This window comes from Paraconexibacter sp., assembly GCF_059438195.1.
Genome location: NZ_JBLKKY010000022.1, coordinates 1 through 23,109, shown reverse-complemented (window position 1 = coordinate 23,109; position 23,109 = coordinate 1). Strand labels below are relative to the sequence as shown.

Sequence of the window (23,109 nt, the reverse complement as noted above, 5' to 3'; positions counted from 1 at the left end):
GTGGGCGATCCGCCGGACGACCGATGCTAGCGGGTCTGCGACGTTGCGCCACCGGGTTCCCCGGTCGTCGCCCCTGCGGCGGCGGGCGCCGCCGCCGTCGCGAGCATCGCGCGCGTCATGCCGCAGATCTCGAGGAAGGCGTCGCGGGAGACGCGGCTCACGCCGGTCATGTTCGCGAAGCCGTGGATGAGCCCCGGGAACCGGCGCAGAACGGTCGGCACCCCCGCGTCGCGCAGGGCCGCGGCGTAGGCCTCGCCCTCGTCGCGCAGCGGGTCGAACCCGGCGGTGACGACGAGGGCGGGAGCGAGCGCCTCGTCGATCGAACCGACGAGGGGGGAGAGGCGGACGTCGGCGAGGTCGGCGTCGCCGACGTATTGCGTGCGGAACCAGTCCATCTGCGCGCGGGTGAGGAAGAAGCCGTCGGCGAACGTGTCCACCGAGGGCCACTGCCGCGTGTTGTCCGTCGCCGGGTAGAGGAGCAGCTGCAGGACGGGCGCGGGCGTGCCCTCGCGGCGCGCCTGCTGGGCGACGACGGCGGAGAGGTTGCCGCCGGCGCTGTCGCCGCCGACCGCGACACGCGCCGGGTCGGCGCCCAGCGACGCCGCGTTCTCGGCGGCCCAGCGGAACGCCGCGGCGCAGTCCTCCGGCGCGGCCGGGAACGGGTGCTCCGGGGCGAGGCGGTAGGCGACGGAGAGCACGTCGGTACCCGCGTGGCGGCACAGGAGCCGGCACACCTCGTCGTGGGTCTCGAGATCGCCGACGACGAACCCTCCGCCGTGGAAGAAGACGAGGAGCGGCGGGGCGTCCTGGGCGCCGCTCGGCCGTGCGCTGCGGTAGAGGCGCGCCGGAAGGGGTCCCTCAGCGCCCGGCACCTCGATGTCACGGCGCTCGGCGACGTCGGGGGTCGGCCCCTCGACCGCGGCGGCCTGCCGGCGGACGACGCGCCGGGCCTCCGGCGGGCTGAGCGTCTCGATGCCCGGGAGGCCCTGGCGCTCGAGGAGGCTGAGCGTGAGCTGGATCTCCGGCTCGAGGTCCTGATCGTCGAGTCGCACCGGCGGGCGGCGCGAGAGCCGGACCTGCGTCATCGGGGGCAGGGCGGCGAGCGCGCGGGCGACGCGGTACTCGAGACGTTCGCGCGAGGACCGTCCGTCGAGGCGTGAGCGGCGGGGCATGAGAACTCCTCAGGTGGGTCGTCACGGGACGGTAACGTGGTCGCGTGCTCGGTCCCGTCGAAGGCCTCCGGTTCGCCTACGCCGTCCACGTCCTGCCGCCCGGCCGCTACGGCTTCCGCCGCTGGCGCTGGGAGCTCTGGCACGGTCCGACGATGGTGGCCGCGGGATGGCGGGCGACCGAGAAGGACGCGACGCGCGCGATCCGCAAGCACGCCGCCGAGCGTGCGCGCCGGCTCTTCGGGCTGCGCCGTCCCGCGGACCTGCAGGGCGGTGAGGCGTTCCGCGTCGGGACCTCGGTCCGCGTCGACGACGGCGGGGTGGCGTTCCTCCTCGTGCCGCGCGCCCTCGAGGCGGCCGGCGCCCTCGTCTGACCCGCGAGCCGCAGGATCACGTCGTCGTCAGGCGTCAGGATCCTGCGCCTCGCGAGGGAGGCGGGCGCGGCGGGCCCCGTGGAGCGCGTCGAGGACGATGACGTCCGCGGCGGCGGCGAGCCGCTCGAGGTCGACCCGCTCCTCGGTGGCCGGCGGCAGCCGGTCCGCGAAGGGCCGCGGCGGGCTGCGGTCGTCGCGGGGAGGGGAGACGAGGCGACCGTCCTCGACGAGGGCCAGGAGGCCGTCGACGGGCGCGATCACCTCGCCGTCCGGCTCGACGAGGAGCGCGACGGCGTCCACGCCGGCCCGGCGGGCGAGGTCGCGGGCGAGGCGGCGGTCCGCCCAGTCGTGGGCGCCGAGGCCGCCCGGGAGGGAGAACGGGGCCAGGGCGACGGGGTCGCCGCCCGGCGCCGGAGGCGAGAAGGGGGCGGACCGGACGCGCGCGGAGCCCGCCGGGTCGACCTCCGCCCGCACCTGCGCGCCCGCGGCCCCGAGGCGCGCGAGCTCGGCGCGGAGGTCGGAGGGCACATCGACCCCGAAGAGCTCGCGGGCGCTGCGGGCGAGGACCTCGAGCGAGGCGTCGAGGTCGTGGACGCGGCCCCCCGCGACGAGGAGCGTCACGCCGACTCCCGTCGAGGGGTCGGGCCGGGACGGTCCGTCGGTGCGGAGGGCATCGGGGATCTCGCGCATGAGCGCCGCAGGCTACGCAGCGCGTACGATCCAGGCAGATGGGACGTCGATCGCGCACCCGTGCGGCCTCCGCGGGCGAGCCGCGCCCCGCTCGCCCGCGCACCTCGCCGACCTCCGGGGCCCGGCGCACCGCGGGCGGTCGGAGCAAGCTGACGCCGGCACGGCGGACGCTCGCCGCCTACGTCCTCGGCGCGGCGCTCCTCGCGGTGCTCCTCCTCGTCGGGACGGTCGTGCTCGTCGGCAGCCTCGGCCCGTTCATCGTGCTCGCCTACACGCTCGTCGGCGCGGCGCTCCTGCACCGGTGGGCCTCCGGGCGGCTCGCGGGCGAGCCGCTCACCGACGAGGACCGCTTCCTCCAGACGCTGGCGGGCGGGCTTCTCGCGATCACGGTGTTCCTCGCCGTCCTCTTCGCGATCGTCCTCAGCGTCGCCTGACGGCGACGGAGGCGCCATGAGCCGCCGAGGTCCCGAGGTCGTCGCCCCCGACGAGGTCCGCGAGCGCCTCGCCGAGATCGGCCTCCACGACGCCCACCGTCTCGGACGCCGCTTCTCCGAGCTCGCGCGCGAGCGCGACGAGGAGGCGCGCGGCCGGCGACTCGAGCGGGTGATGGCGGATCTCGGCCGGGCCGAGGAGCGCATGGCGCGCCGGCGGGCCGCGGTGCCGGAGGTCTCCTATCCGCCCGAGCTCCCGGTGAGCGAGCGCCGGGACGACCTCCTCGCGGCGATCCGCGACAACCAGGTCGTCGTCGTCGCGGGGGAGACGGGGTCCGGGAAGACGACGCAGCTCCCGAAGATCTGCCTCGAGCTGGGGCGCGGGGTCCGCGGCCAGGTCGCCCACACGCAGCCGCGCCGGCTCGCGGCGCGCACGGTCGCGGCGCGGATCGCCGACGAGCTGGAGGTCCCGCTCGGCGGCGCGGTCGGCTACGCGGTCCGGTTCGACGACCGCGGAGGAGACGACACGCTCGTCCGGCTCATGACCGACGGGCTGCTGCTCGCCGAGATCCAGCGCGACCGGCTGCTGCGGCGCTACGACACCGTCATCGTCGACGAGGCCCACGAGCGCAGCCTCAACATCGACTTCCTCCTCGGGTACCTCGCGCGGATCCTGCCGCAGCGGCCCGACCTCAAGGTCGTCATCACCTCGGCGACGATCGAGACCGGCCGCTTCAGCGCGCACTTCGGGGACGCTCCGGTCGTCGAGGTGTCCGGGCGCACCTATCCCGTCGAGATCCGCTATCGCCCGGTCGTCGACCCCGAGGACCCCGACGCCGACCCCGAGCGCGACGAGGCCGAGGCGATCGGCGACGCGATCGAGGAGGTCTGGGCGGACGGACGCGGTCGCGGCGGCCCGCAGGACGTCCTCGTCTTCCTCAGCGGCGAGCGGGAGATCCGCGACACCGCGGAGACGCTCGAGGGACGCTTCGGGACGGGAGGCGGGGTCGAGGTGCTCCCTCTCTACGCGCGGCTCTCGAGCGCGGAGCAGCAGCGCGTGTTCCGCCGCGACCGATCCGGGGCGACGCGGCGGATCGTCCTCGCGACGAACGTCGCCGAGACCTCGGTGACCGTGCCGGGCATCCGCTACGTCGTCGACCCCGGGACCGCGCGGATCAGCCGCTACAGCGCGCGTCTCAAGGTGCAGCGGCTGCCGATCGAGCCGGTCTCGCAGGCCTCCGCCGCGCAGCGCGCCGGTCGCTGCGGGCGGATCGCCGACGGCATCTGCGTCCGCCTCTACGCCGAGGAGGACCACGACGCGCGGCCGCAGTTCACCGATCCCGAGATCCTGCGCACCAGCCTCGCCTCGGTCATCCTGCAGATGGCCTCGCTCGGCCTCGGCGAGATCGAGGACTTCCCGTTCCTCGACCCGCCCGACCGCCGGCAGATCCGCGACGGCATCCGGCTCCTCGAGGAGCTGCGCGCTCTCGAGGCGCAGTCGAAGGCGGGGACGGGCGACCGTCTCACCGGCATCGGCCGCAAGCTCGCGCAGCTCCCGATCGACCCGCGGTACGGGCGGATGGTGCTCGAGGCCGACCGGCTCGACTGCGCGAGCGAGGTGTGCGTCATCGCGGCGGCGCTCTCGATCCAGGACCCGCGGGAGCGGCCGGAGGACAAGCGGGCGCAGGCCGACCAGCTCCACGCGCGGTTCCGCGACGAGACGTCGGACTTCCTCTCGCAGCTGCTGCTGTGGCAGCACCTCGAGGAGGAGCAGCGCGCGCTCTCGCGCACGCAGTTCCGCAAGCGCTGCCGGGCCGAGCACCTCCACTACCTCCGCATCCGGGAGTGGCAGGACCTCGTCGCGCAGCTGCGCACGGCGGCGAAGGGCGTCGGCGTCACCTTCAACGAGCAGCCGGCCGACGCGCCGCAGATCCATCAGGCGCTCCTCGCCGGCCTGCTGTCGCACATCGGGCTGCGCGATGCGGCGCGACGCGAGTACGCGGGGGCGCGCGGCGCGCGGTTCCAGATCTTCCCCGGCTCCACGCTCGCGCGGAAGGGCCCGACCTGGGTCGTGGTCGCCGAGCTCGTCGAGACCTCGCGGCTGTGGGGACGCACCGCGGCGCGCGTCGACCCGTCGTGGATCGAGCCCCTCGCGCGGCACCTGCTCGTCCGCTCCCACTCCGAGCCGCGGTGGGATGCGCGCCGGGGGGACGTCGTCGCGACCGAGAGCGCGACGCTCTACGGGCTCCCCGTCGTCAAGGGCCGCACGGTCTCCTACTCGCGGATCGACCCGGGAGTGAGCCGGGCGCTCTTCATCCGGCGCGCGCTCGTCGAGGACGGCTGGGACGACCGGCACGCGTTCCTCGCGGAGAACCGGCGCCGGGTCGCGGAGATCGAGGCGCTCGAGGAGCGGATGCGCCGTCGCGGGATCCTCGCCTCCGACGAGGAGCGCGTCGCGTTCTTCGAGGAGCGGATCCCCGCCGAGGTGACCGGCGGGCGGGCGTTCGAGCGATGGTGGCGCGACGCGCGCCGGGACGACCCCGACCTCCTGACCTATCCACGCGACGTGCTCGTCGATCGGGCGGCCCGCGACGCGGTCGACCCGAAGGCCTTCCCGACGGCGTGGCAGCAGGGCGACCTGCGCGTGCGCGTGAGCTACCGCTTCGAGCCCGGCGCGCCCGACGACGGCGTGACGATCCACGTCCCCCTCGCCGTCGCGGGTCGCCTCGACCCGAGCGACTTCGAGTGGCTCGTCCCGGGGCTGCGCCACGAGCTCGTCGTCGCCCTGCTGCGCGGCCTCCCCAAGGACCTCCGTCGGCCGCTCGTCCCGATCCCCGAGACGGCGACCGCGGTCCTCGCGCGCATCGCTCCGCGCCGCGAGCGCCTCGCCGTCGCGCTCGGCCGCGCCGTCGAGGAGGTCCGGGGGCTGAGCGTCCCGCCCGAGGCGTGGGACCTCGCGAGCCTGCCCGAGCACCTCCGCCCGCGCTTCCAGGTGGAGGGAGAGGACGGCGCGGTCCTCGACGCCGGTCGCGATCTCGGCGCCCTGCGCGCGCGGCTGCGCCCGGCGCTCCAGGCGGAGCTCGCGGCCGCGACCCCGGAGCTCGAGGCGACCGGTCTGCGGGCCTGGACCATCGGCGCGCTTCCCCGCACGATCGCCGTGCCCGGCACGGGCGGGGACGTCGTGGCGTACCCGTCGCTCGTCGACGAGGGCGAGACGGCGGGGGTCCGCGTCCTCGACGACGCGCGGGCGCAGGAGCTCGCGATGGCCGCGGGCACGCGGCGGCTGCTCGTGCTCACCTGCCGGTCACCGGTGCGCTGGGTCCGCGACCGCCTCGACATCGCGACGCAGGTCGCGCTCGGCGACGCGCCGCTCGGCGGTCTCGATGCCGCGCTCGCGGACGCGACGACGGCCGCGATCGACGCGCTCGTCGCGGAGGCGGGAGGGCCGGCGTGGGACGAGGCGTCGTTCGCCGCGCTCCGCGGCCACGTCGCCGGCGAGCTCGCCGAGCGGACGGCCGCGGTGACGACGGCGATCGCGGAGGTGTGCGCGCGCCGCGCCGAGGTGTTCGAGGCGCTCCTCGACCTCGACGCCCGCGGGTTCGCGGACGCGCGCGCCGACATGGACGACCAGCTCGCGCGCCTCGTCCATCCCGGGTTCGCGACGCGGGCGGGCGCCGGCCGGCTGCCGGACGTCGACCGCTACCTCACCGCGATGCTCCGGCGGGTCGAGCGGCTCCGCGCCGCCCCCGCAGCCGACGCGGCACCCATGGCGACGGTCCGCGAGCTCGAGGACGAGCTCGCCGCCGCGCGCGCCGCGGTCCCCGACGGGCGGCCACAGCCGGCGGCCCTCACCGACGCGCGGTGGATGATCGAGGAGGTCCGGGTGAGCCTCTTCGCCCAGGCGCTCGGGACCCGCGGCAAGGCGTCCCCGAAGCGCGTCCGCGCGCTCCTCGCCGCCGCCCGACAGGCGTGAGTGTCGATCTGCCGACGCCGAGCGGCGGCAGATCGACACTCACGGGCTCAGGGGCGGGTCAGGCGGCGTGGCGCTCGGCCTCCGCGACGGCGAGCGCGTCGGCGCGCTCGTTGAGCTCCGTCCCGACGTGGCCGCGGACCCAGTGCCAGCGGACCGCCTCGTGCCGGCCGATCTCCGCGTCGAGGGCCTCCCACAGCTCGCGGTTCTTCACCGCCCCGCCGCTCGCCGTCTTCCAGCCGCGCTTTTTCCAGCCCGCGAGCCAGGACGTCATGCCGTCGTGCAGGTAACGGGAGTCCGTGACGATGCACGCGCGGCCTCCGCCCGGCACCGCCCGGAGCCCCTCGAGGGCGGCGGTCATCTCCATGATGTTGTTCGTCGTGTGGGACGCGCCGCCGTGGTGCTCGGCGACGACCTCGCCGTCGGAGTCGACGACGATCGCGGCCCAGCCGCCCGGCCCCGGGTTCGTCTTGCAGGCCCCGTCGGTCCACACGAGGAGCTCGCCGGACTCGGCGGTCGGCATCGCGCCCCCCGACGGGGCGGGACGGGGACGGCGGCGGCGGGTGCGGGCGGGGGCGGGCATGCCGCGGAGGGTAGGGACCCCGCCCGACGGGGGGACGCCCGGCCCTTCGGCCGCGCTGTCGTGGTCGGTCCGACGTCCGGTCCCTCGCGCGGCGCGGCGGTGCTCGCTACAACGCCGATCATGCGCACACCTGACTCTGCCATCCTCGTGACCGGAACCACCGGCTTCCTCGGCGGGGAGCTCCTCGCTCGGCTCCTCGAGCGGACCGACCGCGACGTCGTCGCCCTCGTCCGGGCGAGGGACGACGCGGCGGCGCAGGACCGCCTCCACGCCGCTCTCGAGACCCTCCTGCCCCCGGAGGCGCGCCCGGCGGCCCGGAGTCGCGTCACGGGCTTCGCCGCCGACCTCGAGCGACCGGACCTCGGACGGTCCGACGCCGACCGGCGGACGCTCGCCGCGGGGGTCGATGCCGTCGTGCACTGCGCGGCGTCCGTGCGGTTCGACCTGCCGCTCGCCGAGGCGCGGCGCATCAACGTCGACGGCACCCGAGGCGTCCTCGACGTCGCCGCGCAGGCCCCGCAGCTCGATCGCGTCGTCCACGTCTCCACCGCCTACGTCGCCGGGGACCGGCCGGGGACGTGCCGCGAGGACGAGGGGGACGTCGGCCAGAGGCACCGCAACACCTACGAGCGGACGAAGCTCGAGGCCGAGCGCGTCGTCGCCGAGAGCGGGCTGCCCGCGGGCATCGTGCGCCCGAGCATCGTCGTCGGCGACTCGCGGACCGGATGGACGCCGGCGTTCAACGTCATCTACTGGCCGCTCCAGGCCTTCGCGCGCGGCCTCCTGCCGGTCGTGCCCGGCGATCCCGACGCGCGCGCCGACGTCGTGTGCGCCGACGCGGTCGCCGACGCCCTCGTCGACGCGGCGACCGGCCCTCGCCTCGAGGAGACGATCCACGTCGTGGCGGGGGAGGGGGCACCACGCGTCGGCGACCTGGCGTCGCTCGCCGCCGAGCGCTTCGGGACCGACGTGCCGCGCTTCGTCGGGCCCGGCGAGATGCCCGAGATCGAGGAGCGCGCCGGCGCGTTCCTGCCCTACTTCCGGGTGCGTGGGACCTTCGACGACGCCCGGGCCCGGGCCCGCGGCGTCCGGGTCCCGTCCTTCCCGGAGTCGTTCGACACGCTCATGGACTACGCGGAGCGCAGCCGCTGGGGTCGCGCCCCGCGTGCGCGCTGGGAGGTCGCGGGCGAGCGCGCGACCGCCTGACGCGTCCGCCCTCCCGGGGCCGGGTATGCACGGGGCATGACCCGTCACGCCCCGCACCACGAGCGGCTGCCGCCGTTCAGCGGCCTCGGTCGCCTCCTCCTCGTCGCCGGGCTCGTCGCTCTCGTCGTCGGACTCCCGCTCCTGCTCGCCACGGGCGGCGGGACTGCGATCGCCGGCCTCGGACTCCTCGGCGTCGCGACGGTCTGCCTCGTCTCCCTCGCCTTCCTGCTCGTCGGTGAGAGCGAGGACCGCTTCCGCCGCCGGCACCCGCGAGGCTGAGCGGGACGACGCCGTACACTCGGGACGTGGCCTTCCACCGCGGCATCGACGACGGCTCCGGCGCCCGGGGCGCCGAGCCGCTCGAGCACGTCGGCGCGAACGAGAGGCGGCTCGCCGGGCGTCCCGGCCTGCTCGCGGAGGCCACCCTCGCGTGCCCGTCGTGCGACGCGCCGGTCGCCCCGCTCGGAGCCCCGCTCGCACCCGCCGATCCGCTCGGATGCCCCGTGTGCGGGCTCGAAGGGCCGGTGCGGGACTTCCTCTCCCTCGCGACGCCCGCCCGCCCCGCCCGCGTCGACGTGGTCGTCGTCGGCGGCGGGCAGCTGCCCGCGCGGACGCCGCGCGCCGCCTAGCACCGCCCGCTGACGAGGCGCCGGCTCGGGTCGGGAGCGTCCGCCGACGCGCGGCCGCCACCGCCGAGAGGCCGGCTCACCGGCCGCGAACCCGAGGCGCGCGAACGCGCCCGCGCCCGCTCCGGCGCTCAAGGTCGTCCATTCGTCCGCCGATGACCGGGGACGATGAGGGTGACGCGATGACCTGGCAGGCCGTGTTCGCCGCGAACGCGGTGATCGCCGCCGCCTACGGCTCGATCTCGTTCCTCGTCACCCGCGGGCTCATCCGCTCCCGCCAGTTCGGCCCGCGCAACTGGCTCGGGACCGCGACCGCCGGGATCTTCTTCACCTGCGCCGCCGGTCACGCCGTCCACATGGAGCATCTCCTCCTCGATGCCCCGACGCGTGCCGTCGTCGACGTCCACCTCGCGATCGCCGACGGCATCACCGGGATGGTGGCCGTCTGCTACCTCTCGCTGCGCCACCGCTTCGGCCAGCTCCTCCACCAGCCCTCGATGTTCGAGGACGTCGTGCGCCGGGCCGGGGAGGAGGAGCTGCGGGTCGCCGAGGAGCGCATGCGCCTCAGCTTCGACAGCGCCCCGTTCGGGATGGCGCTCGTCAGCCTCGACGGCCGCTTCCTCCGCGTCAACGCCGCGCTCTGCCGCATCACGGGCCGCGCCGCGCAGGACCTCATCCGGCGCACCACCCAGGACATCACGCATCCCGACGACCTCGCCGCGGACGAGACGCTCTTCACCCGCCTCATCAACGGCGAGGTCCCCGACTACCGCCTCCGCAAGCGCTACGTGAAGCCGGACGGGCGCCACGTGACGATCGACCTCAACGTCTCGCTCGTCCGCGGCGCAGCCGGCGAGCCGAAGCACGTCGTCGCGCAGATGGAGGACATCACCCGGGAGATCGCCGCCGAGGAGGCGAGGGCCCGCGCCGAGGCGAAGCTGTCCGCCGTCCTCGCGTCGTCGCCGAACGGGACGTGCGTCGTCGACCTCGACGGGAGCAGCGGCGGGCGGATCGTCCGCGTCAACCCCGCCCTCAAGCGGATCATCGGCGCCGGGGCGCTCGACCGGCCTCTCGCCGAGGCGGTCCACCCGGACGACCACGACGCGCTCGCCGCGATGCTCTCCGCCGTGCGCCCCGCCGACGACGCCCCACTGCAGGTCGAGATGCGGCTCCTCGGCCAGGACGCCCCGGTCTGGGTGCTGGTGGGAGCCGCCGAGCTCGGCGCCGAGGCCGGTCCGCGGCGTGCCGTCCTGCAGTTCGTCGACATCACCGAGCGCAAGCGCTTCGAGCACCGGCTCCGTGACCTCGCCGACCACGACGCGCTCACCGGCCTGCGCAACCGCCGTCGCTTCGGCGAGGAGCTCGACGGGGCGCTCGCCCGCGCCCGCCGGTACGGCGAGACGGGCGCCGTCCTCCTCCTCGACCTCGACGGCTTCAAGGACGTCAACGACAGCCTCGGGCACTCGGCGGGCGACGCGCTCATCGTGCGCTGCGCCGCCGTGCTGGCCAGCCAGCTCCGGGACTCCGACGCGCTCGCGCGGCTCGGCGGCGACGAGTTCGCGGTGATCCTCCCGCACACCGACGAGATCGCGGCGCGCGACGTCGCCGAGAAGCTCCTCGCGGCGATCCGGCGCGACGTCGTCCTCATCGAGGACGGCCACCACGCGCGCGTGACGGCCTCGGTCGGCATCGCGGTGTTCGACGGCTCGACCGACGTGACGCGGGAGGACGTCGTCGCGCAGGCCGACATCGCGATGTACGACGCGAAGGACGCCGGACGCGACGCCGCGCGGATCTTCCGCGGCCAGGACCGCCGAGAGCAGCTCGCCCAGCGCGTCGAGTGGGTCGCCCGGCTGCGCGGGGGCCTCGAGAACGACCGCTTCCGCCTCGTCGCGCAGCCGATCGTCGGGATCGGCGCACAGGACCTCGCGCGGTACGAGCTGCTCCTGCGCTACGTCGCGGACGACGGCGAGCTCGTCCCGCCTGGCCGGTTCCTCGACCTCGCCGAGCGCCTCGACCTCATCCGCGACATCGACCTGTGGGTCCTCGGCCAGGCCTGCGAGCTCCTCAGCGCCGAGCACGAGACGGGCCGGGAGGTCGCCTTCAGCGTCAACCTCTCCGCACGGACCCTCGGCGACCCGCGGCTCGTCGCGAGGATCGAGGAGCTCGTCACCGCCGGCGGGTTCCCCCCGGAGCGGCTCATCCTCGAGGTGACCGAGACGGCGGCGATCGCGAACATCGGTCGCGCCCAGGAGCTCATCGGCGCCCTTCACCGCATCGGGTGCGGGCTCGCGCTCGACGACTTCGGCGCGGGATTCGCCTCGTTCTACTACCTGAAGCACCTGCGCTTCGACTACGTGAAGATCGACGGCGAGTTCATCCGCGGGCTGCCGCGCGACGGCACCGACCGGCTCGTCGTCTCGGCGGTCGTCTCGCTCGCGCGGGGGCTCGGCGCCAAGACGGTCGCCGAGTTCGTCGGCGACGACGCGACCGTGACGATCCTCGACGCGCTCGGCGTCGACTACGGGCAGGGCTACCACCTCGGGCGCCCCGCTCCCCTCGACGAGATCCTCGTCGCACCACGGTCGGCGGCCTGACGCCACGCGGCGCCGCTGCCCGTCGGTGCGGGCACGTCCCGCCGCGAGGCGAAATGCTCGGGTGAGGACTGGGGTGCCCCGGGGTGGGCGACGCGCGGGCGCTGCGGCAGAGTGCCGCGCGCAGCCACCCCGTCGCCCCTGGAGACCATGCACGTCCTTCCCGCCGCCCGCGCCCGCGCGTCGCTCCTGACCGCGGTCCTCGTCCTTCTCGCCGCCCCCGCCGCGCACGCCGCCTGGAGCGGGACACCCGGCAAGGTCGCCCACCTCGACCGCGACACCTCGGCGCTCGCGCTGAAGGTCGTGACGCCGGGGCCCTGCGCGTCCGGTAGCGGCGCGCGCAGCGCCGACGGGCCGCCTCCGCGGCCGCGGGTCTCAGCGCCCGGCCGGGGCGCCCGCCCCGTGCTGGGCGAGGTCGGCGACGTCGGCGGCGAGCGCGTCGACGGCGTCCCAGTCGGTGAAGTCGACATCGAGGCGCCGGTCCGTCGGAAGGTCGTGGCGGCGCGCGATCATCTGCATGAGGAGCCGCGTCGGGAGCTTGTAGTGCGGGTAGCGCAACGCGCCGCCGACCGGCGCGACGATCCGCGGGGCGAACCCGGATTCGTCGAGCAGGCGCGCGATCGACTCACGGACCTCCTGCCGCGACTCGACGCTGTCCTCGGCGGCGTGCAGGGAGACGGACACGAGGGCGGTGGGACGCGTGGCGAGCTCGTCGCGGTGGGCGAGGAGCCAGTCGCGCAGCGCGGGCTGGTGGACGCCGGAGTGCACGGAGGCGGCGGCGAGCACGGCGTCGAAGCTCGCGACGTCGCAGGCGTCGGCGTGGTCCACATCGCGCAGGGTGACGTCGATCTCCGCGTCCTGGAGCCGGCCCGCGACGCGCCGGGCGATGCGCTCCGTGTGACCGTGGGTGGAGGAGTAGACGACGAGGCAGCGGGGGGCGGGGCTCATGCCGACAGTCTCGACGCGGGCGGAGCGCCCGGCGTCCGTAGCGGGTCCGCTCCCGCGACCGGGCTTCCCCCGGCGGCGACGGCAGGATCTGCGGCGAACTACCGACGCGGGCGGGTGGTCGGGCCCGTGGGCCCGCGAGGGCGGCGGTTCTACGCTGCGGCCATGGCCCTGCATCCGATCCTCGTCGCCTACGACGGGCGCTGCCCGCCGGCCCTCACGGCCGCCGGGCTCCTCGCGCGGGTGGCCGACACGAGCCTCGTGTGCGTCACCGCCTATCGCGCCGACTCGGTCGCGCTCACCGGCCGGATCGCCCCCGACCCGGAGTCGGACCGGCGCTTCGCGCATGCCGGGGCCGTCGCGCGCTCGGCCGCGGTGCAGGTGACCGGCCTCGATGGGGTGGAGAGCCACGCCCTCGCGGCCCACGGCGGCGACGTCCCGAAGGCGCTCATCGACATGGCGACCGACGTCGACGCCACCGCCATCGTCGTCGGCGCCGACCTCCACGGCCACGTCGCGCACGCCGTCGCGGCCGGTGCGACCTGCCCCGTCCTCGTCGTGCCCGAGGATCCGCGGCTCGTGAGCGAGGGCCTCCGCGTCGTCGGGGTCGCCTTCGACGGCTCCCTCCCGAGCCGGCTCGCGCTCACCGCCGCCGCGGCGATCGCCGAGCGGGCGGGGGCGACGCTGCGGGTCATCTCCGTCGCGGTGACCGACCGTGAGGAGGCGGAGGCGCGCGCGCACGTCGACGGCGCCCTGACGACCGGGCTCCCCGTGCACGCCACCGCCGACGTGCGGACCGGCGATCCCGGCCCCCAGCTGCGCGAGGCGGGACGTTCGGTGGATCTCATGGTCTGCGGCGCCCGCAGCCGCAGCCGCATGTCGCGGTCGCTGCTCGGGAGCGTGTCCCAGGAGCTCATCGACCTGCCCAACTGCCCGGTGCTCGTCATCCCGGGCCGCGTCGTGCGGCGCCACGAGGCGCCGATCGGCCTGTCGACGGCAGGCGAGAGCGTGGCCGCCTCGGACGGGTGAGCGGGGCGTCACCGCCCGGAGGCGCTCACGAGGAGCGCCGGGCGCGCCACGCCGTCTCGGCCGGGCGCTCCCCGGGTACCCGCCCCTTGGATGGGCACCGCATCGCTGAGCAGCGAGCAACGGCGTCGGGTGATCCTGCTCGGGCTGCCGACGTTCGGCCTCACGCTCGCGATCACCGTCGTCTCGACGTACCTCCCGACGGTCGCGCGCGAGGTGACGACCTCGACGCTCGTCATCGGGGCAGTCGTCGGCGGGGAGGGCATCATGGCCCTCTGGGTGCCGCTCATCGTCGGGCCGTGGTCGGACCAGCTCGACACGAGGATCGGCGGCAGGATGCCCTTTCTCGTCGGCGCCGCTCCGCTCGCGGCGGCCGCGCTCGTCGTCATGGCGGCCGTGGACTCGATCATCGCGATCGCGCTCGCGGCGGCTGTCTTCTTCTTCGCGTACTTCATCGCCTACGAGCCGTACCGCGCGATGTACCCGGATCTCATCGAGGACGAGGCGGCCGGGAGGGCGCAGGCGACCCAGGCGATCTGGCGCGGCGCGGCGACGAGCGTCGCACTGCTCAGCGGCGGCGTCCTGCTCAGCGTCGCCGAGCCCGTGCCCTTCGCGGTCGCCGCGGTCGTGCTCCTCGCGACGGTCGCGGGTTTCGTCGCGCTCGTCACGCGCGCCGGCCTCGCGCGCCGCGACGGCGGCCACGACTCCGAGAGCGCCCGCGAGACGGTGTCACGCCTGCGCCGTCTCGTCGGCGAGGTCCCTCAGCTCCGCGCCTATCTCGTCGCGAACGCGCTGTGGGAGCTGGCGCTCGCCGCCCTCAAGGCGTTCGTCATCCTCTACGTCACCGTCGGGCTCGGCTACGGGCTCGTCACCGCGTCCCTCATCGTGGGCGGCGTCGGCGTCGTCGTCCTCGCGGGAGCGATCGTCGCCGGTCGTCTCGGTGACGACGCCGGCCGGCTCCGCGTCATGCGCGCGACCCTGTGGGTCTACGGGGCCGGGCTCCTCGTCCCCGGGCTCATCACCTGGACGCCGCTCATCGCGGTCGCCGTTCCCTTCGTCGCCTTCGGCGGCGGCGCGGTGATGGCCCTCGCCTACGCGATCCTCATCCCCCGCATGCCCGAGGAGGAGCGCGGCGCGCTCACCGGCTTCTACAGCCTGAGCCGCGGCGTCGGCATCACCGTCGGCCCGATCCTCGCGGGCGCCCTCATCGCCGTCACGGCCGGCAACGTCTTCGAGGGGACCGAGGGCTTCCAGGCGACCTGGATCGTCTGCGCCGCGGCGATCCTCCTCAGCATCCCCTTCCTGCGGAGGCTCGAGGACGCCGACGGGTGAGCGGTGCGCTCCTCGCGTGCGCGAAAGGCGCTCCGCGGACGCGTTCTGCCGGCCCGTCGGCTCACGCCCCTTCGTCGAGGGCGCGGGCGGCGTCGAGGTGCGAGAGGTGCGTGAGCGCCTGCGGGTAGTTGCCGAGCATCTCGCCGCTCGACGGGTCGTGCTCCTCGGAGAAGAGCCCCAGGTCGCTCGCCGTGCACGCGGCGTCCTCGAACCGGCGTCGTGCGTCGTCCACGCGTCCCTGGCGGGCGAGGAGCTCGGCGAGCCAGAAGCAGCAGGGCAGGAACGCCCCCTCCCGTGCCTCGCCGGTCCCGTCGTCGACGACGTAGCGCCGGATGAGACCGCGGCCCGCATCGAGCTCGCGGGCGATGGCGTCGGCGGTCGCGACCATCCGCTCGTCGTCCCACGCGACGATCCCCGTGACGGGGAGCCGGAGGGTCGCGGCGTCGAGATGGGGTTCGCCGAGAGACTGCACGAAGCAGCCGCGCTCGGCGTCGACGCCCTCGTCGAGGACCTTCTCGCGGATCTCCGCGGCGGTGCGCGCCCAGCGCTCCTCGGGCACGTCCCGTCCGAGGTCGCGCGCGAGCTTCCGGCCGCACTCGAGCGCCGCCCAGCACATCGCCTTCGAGTGGACGAAGTGCCGGGGGGACCCGCGCCACTCCCAGATCCCCGCGTCGGGCTCGTGCCAGTGCTCGCCGACGAACTCGACGAGACGCACGAGGAAGTCCCAGTAGATCTCGTCGGGGGACCGGCCGCGGCAGTGCCAGTTCCAGCTCTGCATGAGGAGATGCCCGTAGGAGTCGAGCTGCAGCTGAGAGGCCGCGTGGTTGCCGACCCTCACCGGTCGCGCGCCGCGATAGCCCTCGAGGTCGCCCAGCGCCTGCTCGTCGAGCCGCCGCTCCCCCCCGACGGCGTAGAGCACGCGCAGATCCTCCGCACGCCCCGCGGCCGAGCGCTCGACGAAGCGGCGGAAGCGGTCCGATGCCTCGGTCACGCCGAGCGCGGCCAGCGCGCGGGACGAGAGAACCGAGTCGCGCAGCCACGCGTAGCGGTAGTCCCAGTTGCGCGTTCCCGTCGGCGTCTCCGGGAGGGAGGTCGTCGCGGCGGCCGCGATCGCGCCCGTCGGCTCGTACACGAGGCCCTGGATGACGAGCGCCGACCGCAGGGCGCCGTCGGGGCGCCCCCGAGGAAGCTGCAGGCCCCGGGACCAGTCGCTCCAGCGGCGCGTGGTCTCCTCGAGGTCGCGATCGAGCTGCGCGGCGTCGGGCGCGGAGGTGGGGGGACTGCCGACCTCCTCGGGCCGCGTGAAGCGCATCGCGAGGCGGTAGCGCTCGCCGGCCCGGCACGTCAGGTGGGCGCGCAGGCCGTCGTCGTCCTCCGAGGACGCCAGCGGGAGGTCGCTCCAGATGAGGAGGCCGTCGTCACCGCCGGTCGCGACCCACTGCCCGTCATCACGACACCGGAACCACGGCGCGAGGTCCCCGTAGTCGAAGCGCGGGCAGACGACGACGTCGAGTGGCATCTCGCCGCGCAGACCCTCGACGACGCGGAGCAGGCGCCGGTGCGAGGTGCGATCGCGGCCCGAGGAGAGGAGCAGGCAGTCGAGCACTCGCGCCTCGCCCCCCGTGGAGCGGAAGCGGGTCTCGAGGACGAGCGTGTCATCGACGTAGCAGCGTGACGTCGTGGCCTCGACGGCGGGCGAGATCGCGCAGTGTCCGCCGCGGTCCCAGTCGAGCAGTCGGCCGAACGTGCTCGAGCTGTCGAACCGGGGCATGCAGCACCAGTCGATCGAGCCCGCCCGCGAGACGAGGGCGGCCGTGTGGCAGTCCGAGAGCAGCGCGTAGTCGCCGATCGCGGGATAGCGCTCGTCGGGCCGGCACTCGACCTCTCGCGGCGGGACCTCTTCGGTCGCGGTCTCCGTCACGTCAGCGCCCGACCGGCACGTCCTTCGCCGCGAGGCCGATCTCGGCGGCGTGCTCGAGCTGCTCGTCGTCCGCGATCCCCGGGGCGGCGCGCATCTGGACGAGCGCCTGCTCCTCGACCGCATGGACGTCGCGCAGAGAGGCGCCGAGCTGGTCGTCGATTGTCGTCATGGCGGTGAGCGCTACCCGGGAGCGATGCCGGGAAACGACCCACCGGCGCGCGGCGTTTCGGCGAGGTGCGCTCGGGTAGCGCGCGGCATGACCGAGCGAGACGACCGCCAGGCCGAGACGCCGACCGGCTTCCCCGAGCCGCCGGGCCGCGACCCGGGCGACCGGACGCGCGATCGCGAGCCTCACCACACCCTCTCGAACCCCGCCACCGACCCCGATCCGACGGAGTGGCCGGACCCGTACGAGCGCCGCGAGGACCCCCGGGACCCGGAGGATCCGGACGGCCGGCCGTTCGGCGAGGAGCCCCACCCGCCGACCGGCGCACGGAGCACGAGCGAGCCGCACCCGAAGGACGACGTCGAGAGCGATCGAGGCGACGCCCCGGACCTCGACCACATGGACGAGTGAGGGAGGCCCGCCGAGGGCGCCCGCCGGCTAGAGGGCGTCCTCGGCCTTCTTGTAGGCGATCTGCAGGACGTCGGAGCCGAACAGGGTCGAGAACGCCGTCGCGATCCAGCGCGTCGGCCGCGGCGCGACGATGAGGCCCATCGTGAAGGCGGCGGCGATCCACATCCCGATGCAGTAGGGGCACACGAGGAGCTCGCCGATCGCCTTGCGCAGGCCGCCGTCCCGCGGTGCCTCGTCGACCTCGCCAGGCCCGGCCTCGCCCTGATAGCGCGTGAACGGCGCTCGGACCGTCGCGGTCACCTTGTCCTTGGAGACGAGGCGGGCCAGCTTGTGCGTCGCGACCGTCGTGAGCGCGAGGTCCGCCGCCGAGACGCGGTCCGGGAGCCGGCGCCCCGACCGGCGCATCCAGTACGTGAACCCGCCGGTGATGCCGCCGAAGGTGCTCATGAGGACGAGGTAGCCACCGAGCGGCCGCTCGACCTCCGGCGAGTATCCGGTCACGTGGGTCGCGTCGCGGATGCGGTCGCGGGTCGTCGTGTGATGCGCGGTGGACATTCCTCGCGATACCGCGTCATGAGGCACCTGACACGCGGCCGGGCGCCCGGCCGCGCGCCGCTCAGGCCTCGATGGGCACGTGTCCCTCGACGGCCGCGACCCGTTCGAGCCAGGCGCCGACGGCTGCGTGGCGCGAGAGGTCGAAGCCGCCCTTGTCGGCGCGGTGCGTGTAGGCGTAGAGCGCGACGTCGGCGACGGTGAACCGGCCCCCGACGAGCCACTCGCGGCTCTGGAGGTGCCGATCCATCGCAGCGAGCGCACGCTCGCCCTCGCGACGACGCGCCGCGATGGTCTCCTCGTCGGGCGGGTCCTTCGCGTACAGGCACCAGAAGATGACGACCGCGATGTTCGGCTCGTGGCTGTACTGCTCGAAGAAGAGCCACTGCAGCGCCTGGGCGCGCGTGTAGCGGTCGTCGGGGAGCAGCGCGGTGCCCTCGGCGAGGTACCAGATGATCGCGTTGGACTCCGCGAGCGGCCGGCCGTCGTCGAGGACGAGCACGGGGACGCGGAGGGCGGGGTTGAGGTCCCCGAGCAGCTCCTCGCGGCCCGAGCGATCGACGACGTCGACCTCGCGGCGCTCGTGGTGCATGCCGAGCTGGGCGAGGACGAGGCGCACCTTGTAGCAGTTGCCCGAGACCGCGCTGTCGTAGAGGAGCATGGGGGGAGGATGCACGCTCGGGCGTCATCTGCGTCCGCCCGGGAAGACTTCTGCGGTGGCCTCCCTCGTCCTCGGACCGATGCTCCGGCACGTCGGCGCACGCGATGCGACCGTCTGGGTCGAGGCGGACGAGCCGTGCGAGGTCGACGTGCTCGGCCACCGCAGCCGCACCTTCCGCGTCGGCTCGCGGCACTACGCGATCGTCGTCGTCGACGGGCTCGAGCCCGGGTCCGTGACCCCGTACGAGGTGCGGGTCGACGGAGAGCGCGCCTGGCCGCCTGCGGACGATGCGTTTCCTCCCTGCGCCATCCGCACCCATGCCGACGGCGCGACGGTGCGGCTCGCGTTCGGCTCGTGCCGCAAGTCGGCGCCCCACGTGCCGCCCCACACGCGGCGCCGGGCGAGCGACCCCCGCGGGCTCGGCGTCGATGCGCTGCGCACGCTCGCTCTCCGCGCCGCCGCGGACACCGCGATGCTCCCCGACCACCTCCTCCTCCTCGGCGACCAGCTCTACGCCGACGAGCCGTCCACCGAGGTGCAGCAGCGCGTCGAGGACCACGTCGTCGACGCCCGGGCTCCGCAGGACGAGCTCGAGGACTTCGACGAGTACGCCCTCGCCTACTGCGACGCGTGGAGCGAGCCGGCCCTGCGCTGGCTGTTCTCCAGCGTCCCGACGGCGATGATCCTCGACGACCACGAGATCAGCGACGAGTGGAAGATCTCGCAGTCCTGGGTGGAGGAGATGCGCGCGACGCCGTGGTTCGAGCGGCGCGTCGTCGGCGGGCTCATGTCGTACTGGCTCTACCAGCACCTCGGCAACCTCGCTCCGGACCAGCTCGTGACCGACGAGCTCCTCGCGCGCGCCCGCGCCGCCGACGACGCGGCGCCGCTCCTGCGCGACTTCGCGAGCGACGCGGCGCACCAGTCCGGTCGCAGCCGGTTCAGCTTCCGCCGCGACCTCGGCGGGGCGCGACTCGTCGTCCTCGACGCCCGCGGGGGCCGCGAGCTCGCGCCGGGACGGCGCCGGATCATGACCGACGCCGAGTGGGCCTGGGCGCGCGACCAGATCGCCGGAGACCACGAGCACCTCCTCCTCGCCAGCTCGATCCCGTTCTTCGTCGGGCACGGGCTCCACGAGCTGGAGGCCTGGAACGAGAGGCTCTGCGACGGCGCGTGGGGGAGCCGCGTCGCGCGCTGGTCGGAGTGGTACCGGCGGGCGGCGAACCTCGGTCACTGGGCGGCGTTCGGGCGGTCGTTCGCCCTGTTCGGGGAGCTGCTCGACGACATCGCGGCGGGACGGGTCGGCCGTCCGCCCCGGTCGATCATCACGCTCTCGGGCGACGTCCATCACTGCTACCTCGCCCGGGTCGAGGTCCCCGCCTCGCGCGACGACGGACCGCCGATCTGGCAGGCGGTCTGCTCGGGGCTGCGCAAGCCGCTGGACCCGGGGGAGAAGCTCGCCGTGAGGCTCACGCACTCGCGCGCCGGTCGGGTGCTCGCGACCGGGCTCGCGCGACTCGCCGGCGTCCCGCGGCCGCGCGCACGCTGGCGGATGGTCGAGCGCCCCCGCTACGAGAACCAGGTCGCGACGCTCACGGTCGCGGGGGAGAGGGTGGACCTCCGCATCGAGACGACCGCGCACGCGGACTGGCGGGATCCGGACCTGCGGACGACGATCGCCCGTCGCCTCGCCTGACCGCCCGCCCCACCACCGTGAGTGTCGATCCACCGACGCGTGGGGTCGGTGGATCGACACTCACGGCGCGGTGGGGGAGGATCGGGGCGATGACGCCGCTCCGCCTCTTCGTCGCCGTCGTCCCTCCCGCCGAGGCGGTCGCCGACCTCGCCGCGGCGGTCGCCGGTCACCACGACGAGGCGAAGGGGCTGCGATGGTCGCTCGTCGCGCAGTGGCACGTGACGCTCGTCTTCCTCCCCGCCGTCGAGGAGGACGCCGTCGAGGGGCTCGTCGCCGCGCTGGGCGACGCTGCGCGCGCGACGCCGCCGCTGCATCTCCGGGTCGCCGGTGCCGGCGCGTTCCCGCGGGCACGCCGGGCCCGGGTGCTGTGGGCGGGGCTGGACGGCGACACCGAGGCGCTCACCGGTCTCGCCGCCCGCTGCCGCGACGCCGCGTCCGCGGCGGGGGTCGAGCTCTCGGACACCCGCTTCCATCCGCATCTCACCATCGCGCGGGCGCGGCGGGCGGCCCTCGACGTCACCCGTCTCGTCGCCGCGCTCTCCGCGATCGAGGGGCCGGGGTGGACGGCGACCGAGATCGGGCTCGTCCGCTCGCGCCTCGGCGGCGGCGAGGGGCGCCGCTCGGCGTACGAGACCGTCGCCGAGCTGCCCCTCGCGGGGCCGGAGGCGTGACGCGGACCGCGCCTCCTAGGGCAGGACCTGCTTGGCGATCTGCTCGCCGCGGATGCGGCGCGGGAGGTAGCCGGTGAACTGGATCGAGAGCTGTCCGCCGAGACGGGCCGCGGGGGAGAGGGGCTCCTTCAGCTTCCACTCGCCGTCCTCGATCTTCGCGTTCTTCGTGAGGAAGGCGGGCGTGCCGTCGGCCTCGGTGTAGCCGAGCCGCACCCGGACGACGCCGCGGGCGCGCGTGCTGATCGTCCCGTCGACGACGAGGTTGCCCGCGCTGTCGATGCGCGTGGTGCCGCGCTCGAGGCTCGCCTTGTTCGACGCCGCCCGCAGCCGGACCTCGTCGGGGCGGGTGCGGTCGTTGCCGGCGTACTCGATCTCGATGATGCCGCTCCGCGCCCGGCGCATCGCCTTCGGAAGCCGCCGGTCGACCTTGATGCGCCCGTCGTCGGGGATCTCCTCGGTGAACCGGTAAGTCCGGCCGTTGGCGCGGAACGTCGCCTTCAGCTCACCCGACGCGCGCTTCGTGATCTCCCACAGCGCGTCGAGGCGCCCGTCCTTCACGCCGGCGCGGAGCACGCTGAGCTTCGCGGGGAACCGCGGCGCGGCAGCGGGCGCTGCCGCGGGGGCCGCAGGCAGAGGAGCGACGGGAAGTGCAGCCGGAGCCGGGGACGGCGGCGCGGTGGCGGGAACCGGAGTCGGAGTCGGATCGGTCGGAGCCGGTCCCGGCGGAGGCGCAGGCAGCGGCGGCGCCTCGACGCGCTGGCCGAAGATCTCCCACTCGTCGTTGACGAGCCCGCCGGTGTTCGTGTCGCCGCGGAAGACGGTGAGGAACTCGTTCGAGACGGGGTTGTACGCGAGGTCGGCTCCCGTCGCCCCGTAGGCGGGTTGGTCCGTCCCGCCCAGGAACGAGACGCGCTGGTCGCCCGAGCCGATCGGCGTCGCACCGACATCGAGGCGCCGCACGAAGACCTCCAGCTCGCCGAGGTGGAGGGCCTCGAGCGAGCCGTAGTAGCCGACCAGGTACTCGCCGCTCGTCGGGTGGACCGCGATCCTCGCGCCCGAAGCGTCGTACGCGGGGTCCCCCGCCGGTCCACGAGTGGAGATACGGACGTCGTCGGGTCCGACGGGCGCGCCGGCCGCGGACACGCGCTGGCCGAAGATCTCGGTCTTGCCGTCGGCGCCGCCGACCTTCGTGTCCCCCCACCATGCGACGAAGAACTCGCCGGAGGCGGGGTTGTACACGACGTCGGGACTCCGCGCGTCGTAGTTCGCGTCGCCGTCGGGGCCCATCGCCGACAGCCGCACGTCGCCCGTGCCGACCTCGGCGCCCTCACCGGTGAGTCGCTGGGCGTAGATCTCTGCCTCGCCGATGATCGCCCCGCCGATGTCGCCCTCCCAAGCGACGAGGTACTCCTGGGACGCGGGCGAATAGGCGGCCTTCGCGTACCAGGCGTCGTCGCTCGCGTCGCCCGTGCCGCCGGCGACGGAGACCCGGATGGGGCCGTTGATGCTCGTCACCGTCGCTCCGAGGCGCTGGGCGTACACCTCCAACTCGCCGTCGACGAGACCGCCCTCGTTCGAGTCCCCGTCCCAGACGACGAGGTACTCGTTGCGCGTCGGGTTGTGGACGACGTCGGGCCGGCCCGCATCGTAGGCGGCGTCTCCCGTCCCGCCGAGGAACGAGACGCGGACCGGAAGTCCGGTCGGGAGGCCGGCCGTGCTGACGCGCTGCGCGAAGATCTCCTGCTCGTCGGCGGCGAGCGAGCCGGTCTCGGGGTCGCTGGCGAAGACGACGAGGTACTCGTCCGAGGTCGGGTTGTAGGTGACCGCGGGCTCGTTCGCCGTCTGGGAGGCGTCTCCGAGGCCGCCCATCGCCGTCAGCCGCGTCGCCGTCCCGATGAGCGTGCCGTCGGAGGCGATGCGCTGGCCGAAGATCTCCCGCTCGTTGGCCAGCTGCCCGTCGGCGCCGAGGTTCTGACTCCACACGACGAACGCCTCGCCCGTCGCGGGGTTCACCGCGACGTCGGGGAACTGGGTGGATTCAACTGGTCGTCGCAACACTCGACGTGAGGAGTGGCGATGGGCAGG

At 74.9% G+C, this 23,109-nt stretch carries 20 protein-coding genes and 1 pseudogene; 12 read left to right on the top strand and 9 right to left on the bottom strand.

The window, feature by feature from the left end:
* Positions 1-26: 26 nt before the first annotated feature.
* Positions 27-1,172, bottom strand: coding sequence for a LipP1 family hormone-sensitive lipase (gene lipP1 / locus ACME2J_RS09755; RefSeq protein ID WP_495544712.1), 1,146 nt, complete (start codon positions 1,170-1,172; stop codon positions 27-29).
* Between the two features lie 44 nt (positions 1,173-1,216).
* Here lipP1 and ACME2J_RS09750 point away from each other — a divergent pair, with 44 nt between their 5' ends.
* Entirely contained in the window at positions 1,217-1,543 is a 327-nt protein-coding gene (locus ACME2J_RS09750) for a hypothetical protein (protein ID WP_495544711.1), read from the top strand.
* A gap of 27 nt (positions 1,544-1,570) precedes the next feature.
* Here the strand turns inward: ACME2J_RS09750 and ACME2J_RS09745 are convergent, their stop codons facing one another.
* Positions 1,571-2,233, bottom strand: a complete 663-nt coding sequence (locus ACME2J_RS09745; protein WP_495544710.1) for a hypothetical protein — start codon at positions 2,231-2,233, stop codon at positions 1,571-1,573.
* A gap of 38 nt (positions 2,234-2,271) precedes the next feature.
* Between ACME2J_RS09745 and ACME2J_RS09740 the strand changes: the two genes are divergently transcribed.
* Together ACME2J_RS09740 and hrpA are read left to right on the top strand one after the other, a co-directional pair.
* Positions 2,272-2,667: a hypothetical protein gene (locus ACME2J_RS09740; RefSeq protein ID WP_495544709.1), complete on the top strand. Its 396-nt coding sequence runs from the start codon at positions 2,272-2,274 to the stop codon at positions 2,665-2,667.
* 16 nt (positions 2,668-2,683) lie between these two features.
* Positions 2,684-6,637 carry an ATP-dependent RNA helicase HrpA gene (gene hrpA / locus ACME2J_RS09735; protein ID WP_495544708.1) on the top strand — a complete coding sequence of 1,318 codons (3,954 nt, stop codon included), beginning with the start codon at positions 2,684-2,686 and terminating at the stop codon, positions 6,635-6,637.
* Between the two features lie 58 nt (positions 6,638-6,695).
* On the opposite strand, the gene rnhA is transcribed toward hrpA, so the two are convergent.
* The gene (gene rnhA / locus ACME2J_RS09730; protein WP_495544750.1) at positions 6,696-7,157 is read right to left on the bottom strand and encodes a ribonuclease HI; all 462 of its coding nucleotides are present in this window, start codon (positions 7,155-7,157) and stop codon (positions 6,696-6,698) included.
* 207 nt (positions 7,158-7,364) lie between these two features.
* Between rnhA and ACME2J_RS09725 the strand changes: the two genes are divergently transcribed.
* The 4 genes from ACME2J_RS09725 (at position 7,365) to ACME2J_RS09710 (ending at position 11,646) form a co-directional block, all read left to right on the top strand.
* Positions 7,365-8,423: an SDR family oxidoreductase gene (locus tag ACME2J_RS09725; RefSeq protein WP_495544707.1), complete on the top strand. Its 1,059-nt coding sequence runs from the start codon at positions 7,365-7,367 to the stop codon at positions 8,421-8,423.
* Positions 8,424-8,459: 36 nt separating this feature from the next.
* Positions 8,460-8,702, top strand: a complete 243-nt coding sequence (locus ACME2J_RS09720; RefSeq protein WP_495544706.1) for a hypothetical protein — start codon at positions 8,460-8,462, stop codon at positions 8,700-8,702.
* 26 nt (positions 8,703-8,728) lie between these two features.
* On the top strand, positions 8,729-9,052 hold the full coding sequence (locus ACME2J_RS09715) for a hypothetical protein (RefSeq protein WP_495544705.1): 324 nt from the start codon (positions 8,729-8,731) through the stop codon (positions 9,050-9,052).
* A 179-nt stretch (positions 9,053-9,231) separates the two neighbouring features.
* Positions 9,232-11,646: a putative bifunctional diguanylate cyclase/phosphodiesterase gene (locus tag ACME2J_RS09710; RefSeq protein ID WP_495544704.1), complete on the top strand. Its 2,415-nt coding sequence runs from the start codon at positions 9,232-9,234 to the stop codon at positions 11,644-11,646.
* 372 nt (positions 11,647-12,018) lie between these two features.
* Here the strand turns inward: ACME2J_RS09710 and ACME2J_RS09705 are convergent, their stop codons facing one another.
* The gene (locus ACME2J_RS09705; RefSeq protein ID WP_495544703.1) at positions 12,019-12,591 is read right to left on the bottom strand and encodes a flavodoxin domain-containing protein; all 573 of its coding nucleotides are present in this window, start codon (positions 12,589-12,591) and stop codon (positions 12,019-12,021) included.
* Positions 12,592-12,753: 162 nt separating this feature from the next.
* Between ACME2J_RS09705 and ACME2J_RS09700 the strand changes: the two genes are divergently transcribed.
* Positions 12,754-13,617: a universal stress protein gene (locus ACME2J_RS09700; protein WP_495544702.1), complete on the top strand. Its 864-nt coding sequence runs from the start codon at positions 12,754-12,756 to the stop codon at positions 13,615-13,617.
* 129 nt (positions 13,618-13,746) lie between these two features.
* Complete coding sequence (locus ACME2J_RS09695; protein ID WP_495544701.1) at positions 13,747-14,946, top strand: MFS transporter; 1,200 nt, start codon at positions 13,747-13,749, stop codon at positions 14,944-14,946.
* Positions 14,947-15,007: 61 nt separating this feature from the next.
* On the opposite strand, the gene ACME2J_RS09690 is transcribed toward ACME2J_RS09695, so the two are convergent.
* Together ACME2J_RS09690 and ACME2J_RS09685 are read right to left on the bottom strand one after the other, a co-directional pair.
* Positions 15,008-16,867: a glycoside hydrolase family 15 protein gene (locus tag ACME2J_RS09690; RefSeq protein WP_495544700.1), complete on the bottom strand. Its 1,860-nt coding sequence runs from the start codon at positions 16,865-16,867 to the stop codon at positions 15,008-15,010.
* Position 16,868: 1 nt separating this feature from the next.
* The gene (locus ACME2J_RS09685; RefSeq protein WP_495544699.1) at positions 16,869-17,036 is read right to left on the bottom strand and encodes a hypothetical protein; all 168 of its coding nucleotides are present in this window, start codon (positions 17,034-17,036) and stop codon (positions 16,869-16,871) included.
* 87 nt (positions 17,037-17,123) lie between these two features.
* Between ACME2J_RS09685 and ACME2J_RS09680 the strand changes: the two genes are divergently transcribed.
* Positions 17,124-17,444 (top strand): hypothetical protein, encoded by a 321-nt coding sequence (locus ACME2J_RS09680; RefSeq protein ID WP_495544698.1) that lies wholly within the window; start codon positions 17,124-17,126, stop codon positions 17,442-17,444.
* Positions 17,445-17,471: 27 nt separating this feature from the next.
* Here the strand turns inward: ACME2J_RS09680 and ACME2J_RS09675 are convergent, their stop codons facing one another.
* The gene (locus ACME2J_RS09675) at positions 17,472-17,999 is read right to left on the bottom strand and encodes a DUF1360 domain-containing protein (RefSeq protein ID WP_495544697.1); all 528 of its coding nucleotides are present in this window, start codon (positions 17,997-17,999) and stop codon (positions 17,472-17,474) included.
* A 61-nt stretch (positions 18,000-18,060) separates the two neighbouring features.
* Positions 18,061-18,657, bottom strand: coding sequence for a glutathione S-transferase family protein (locus tag ACME2J_RS09670; RefSeq protein ID WP_495544696.1), 597 nt, complete (start codon positions 18,655-18,657; stop codon positions 18,061-18,063).
* Between the two features lie 55 nt (positions 18,658-18,712).
* On the opposite strand from ACME2J_RS09670, the gene ACME2J_RS09665 reads away from it, so the two are divergent.
* Both ACME2J_RS09665 and thpR read left to right on the top strand, forming a co-directional pair.
* Positions 18,713-20,353 (top strand): alkaline phosphatase D family protein, encoded by a 1,641-nt coding sequence (locus tag ACME2J_RS09665; RefSeq protein ID WP_495544695.1) that lies wholly within the window; start codon positions 18,713-18,715, stop codon positions 20,351-20,353.
* A gap of 89 nt (positions 20,354-20,442) precedes the next feature.
* A complete protein-coding gene (gene thpR, locus ACME2J_RS09660; protein WP_495544694.1) occupies positions 20,443-21,024 on the top strand; it encodes an RNA 2',3'-cyclic phosphodiesterase in 582 nt (193 codons plus the stop codon).
* Positions 21,025-21,039: 15 nt separating this feature from the next.
* Here thpR and ACME2J_RS09655 read toward each other — a convergent pair.
* Positions 21,040-23,109, bottom strand: a pseudogene (locus ACME2J_RS09655) (hypothetical protein); the annotation flags it as partial.

Bases quoted from the DNA above. Each gene is read 5' to 3' on its own strand.
- lipP1 (WP_495544712.1), bottom strand. From the start codon at position 1,172: ATGCCCCGCCGCTCACGCCTCGACGGACGGTCCTCGCGCGAACGTCTC.
- ACME2J_RS09745 (WP_495544710.1), bottom strand. From the start codon at position 2,233: ATGCGCGAGATCCCCGATGCCCTCCGCACCGACGGACCGTCCCGGCCC.
- ACME2J_RS09740 (WP_495544709.1), top strand. From the start codon at position 2,272: ATGGGACGTCGATCGCGCACCCGTGCGGCCTCCGCGGGCGAGCCGCGC.
- hrpA (WP_495544708.1), top strand. From the start codon at position 2,684: ATGAGCCGCCGAGGTCCCGAGGTCGTCGCCCCCGACGAGGTCCGCGAG.
- rnhA (WP_495544750.1), bottom strand. From the start codon at position 7,157: ATGCCGACCGCCGAGTCCGGCGAGCTCCTCGTGTGGACCGACGGGGCC.
- ACME2J_RS09720 (WP_495544706.1), top strand. From the start codon at position 8,460: ATGACCCGTCACGCCCCGCACCACGAGCGGCTGCCGCCGTTCAGCGGC.
- ACME2J_RS09710 (WP_495544704.1), top strand. From the start codon at position 9,232: ATGACCTGGCAGGCCGTGTTCGCCGCGAACGCGGTGATCGCCGCCGCC.
- ACME2J_RS09705 (WP_495544703.1), bottom strand. From the start codon at position 12,591: ATGAGCCCCGCCCCCCGCTGCCTCGTCGTCTACTCCTCCACCCACGGT.
- ACME2J_RS09700 (WP_495544702.1), top strand. From the start codon at position 12,754: ATGGCCCTGCATCCGATCCTCGTCGCCTACGACGGGCGCTGCCCGCCG.
- ACME2J_RS09685 (WP_495544699.1), bottom strand. From the start codon at position 17,036: ATGACGACAATCGACGACCAGCTCGGCGCCTCTCTGCGCGACGTCCAT.
- ACME2J_RS09680 (WP_495544698.1), top strand. From the start codon at position 17,124: ATGACCGAGCGAGACGACCGCCAGGCCGAGACGCCGACCGGCTTCCCC.
- ACME2J_RS09675 (WP_495544697.1), bottom strand. From the start codon at position 17,999: ATGTCCACCGCGCATCACACGACGACCCGCGACCGCATCCGCGACGCG.
- ACME2J_RS09670 (WP_495544696.1), bottom strand. From the start codon at position 18,657: ATGCTCCTCTACGACAGCGCGGTCTCGGGCAACTGCTACAAGGTGCGC.
- thpR (WP_495544694.1), top strand. From the start codon at position 20,443: ATGACGCCGCTCCGCCTCTTCGTCGCCGTCGTCCCTCCCGCCGAGGCG.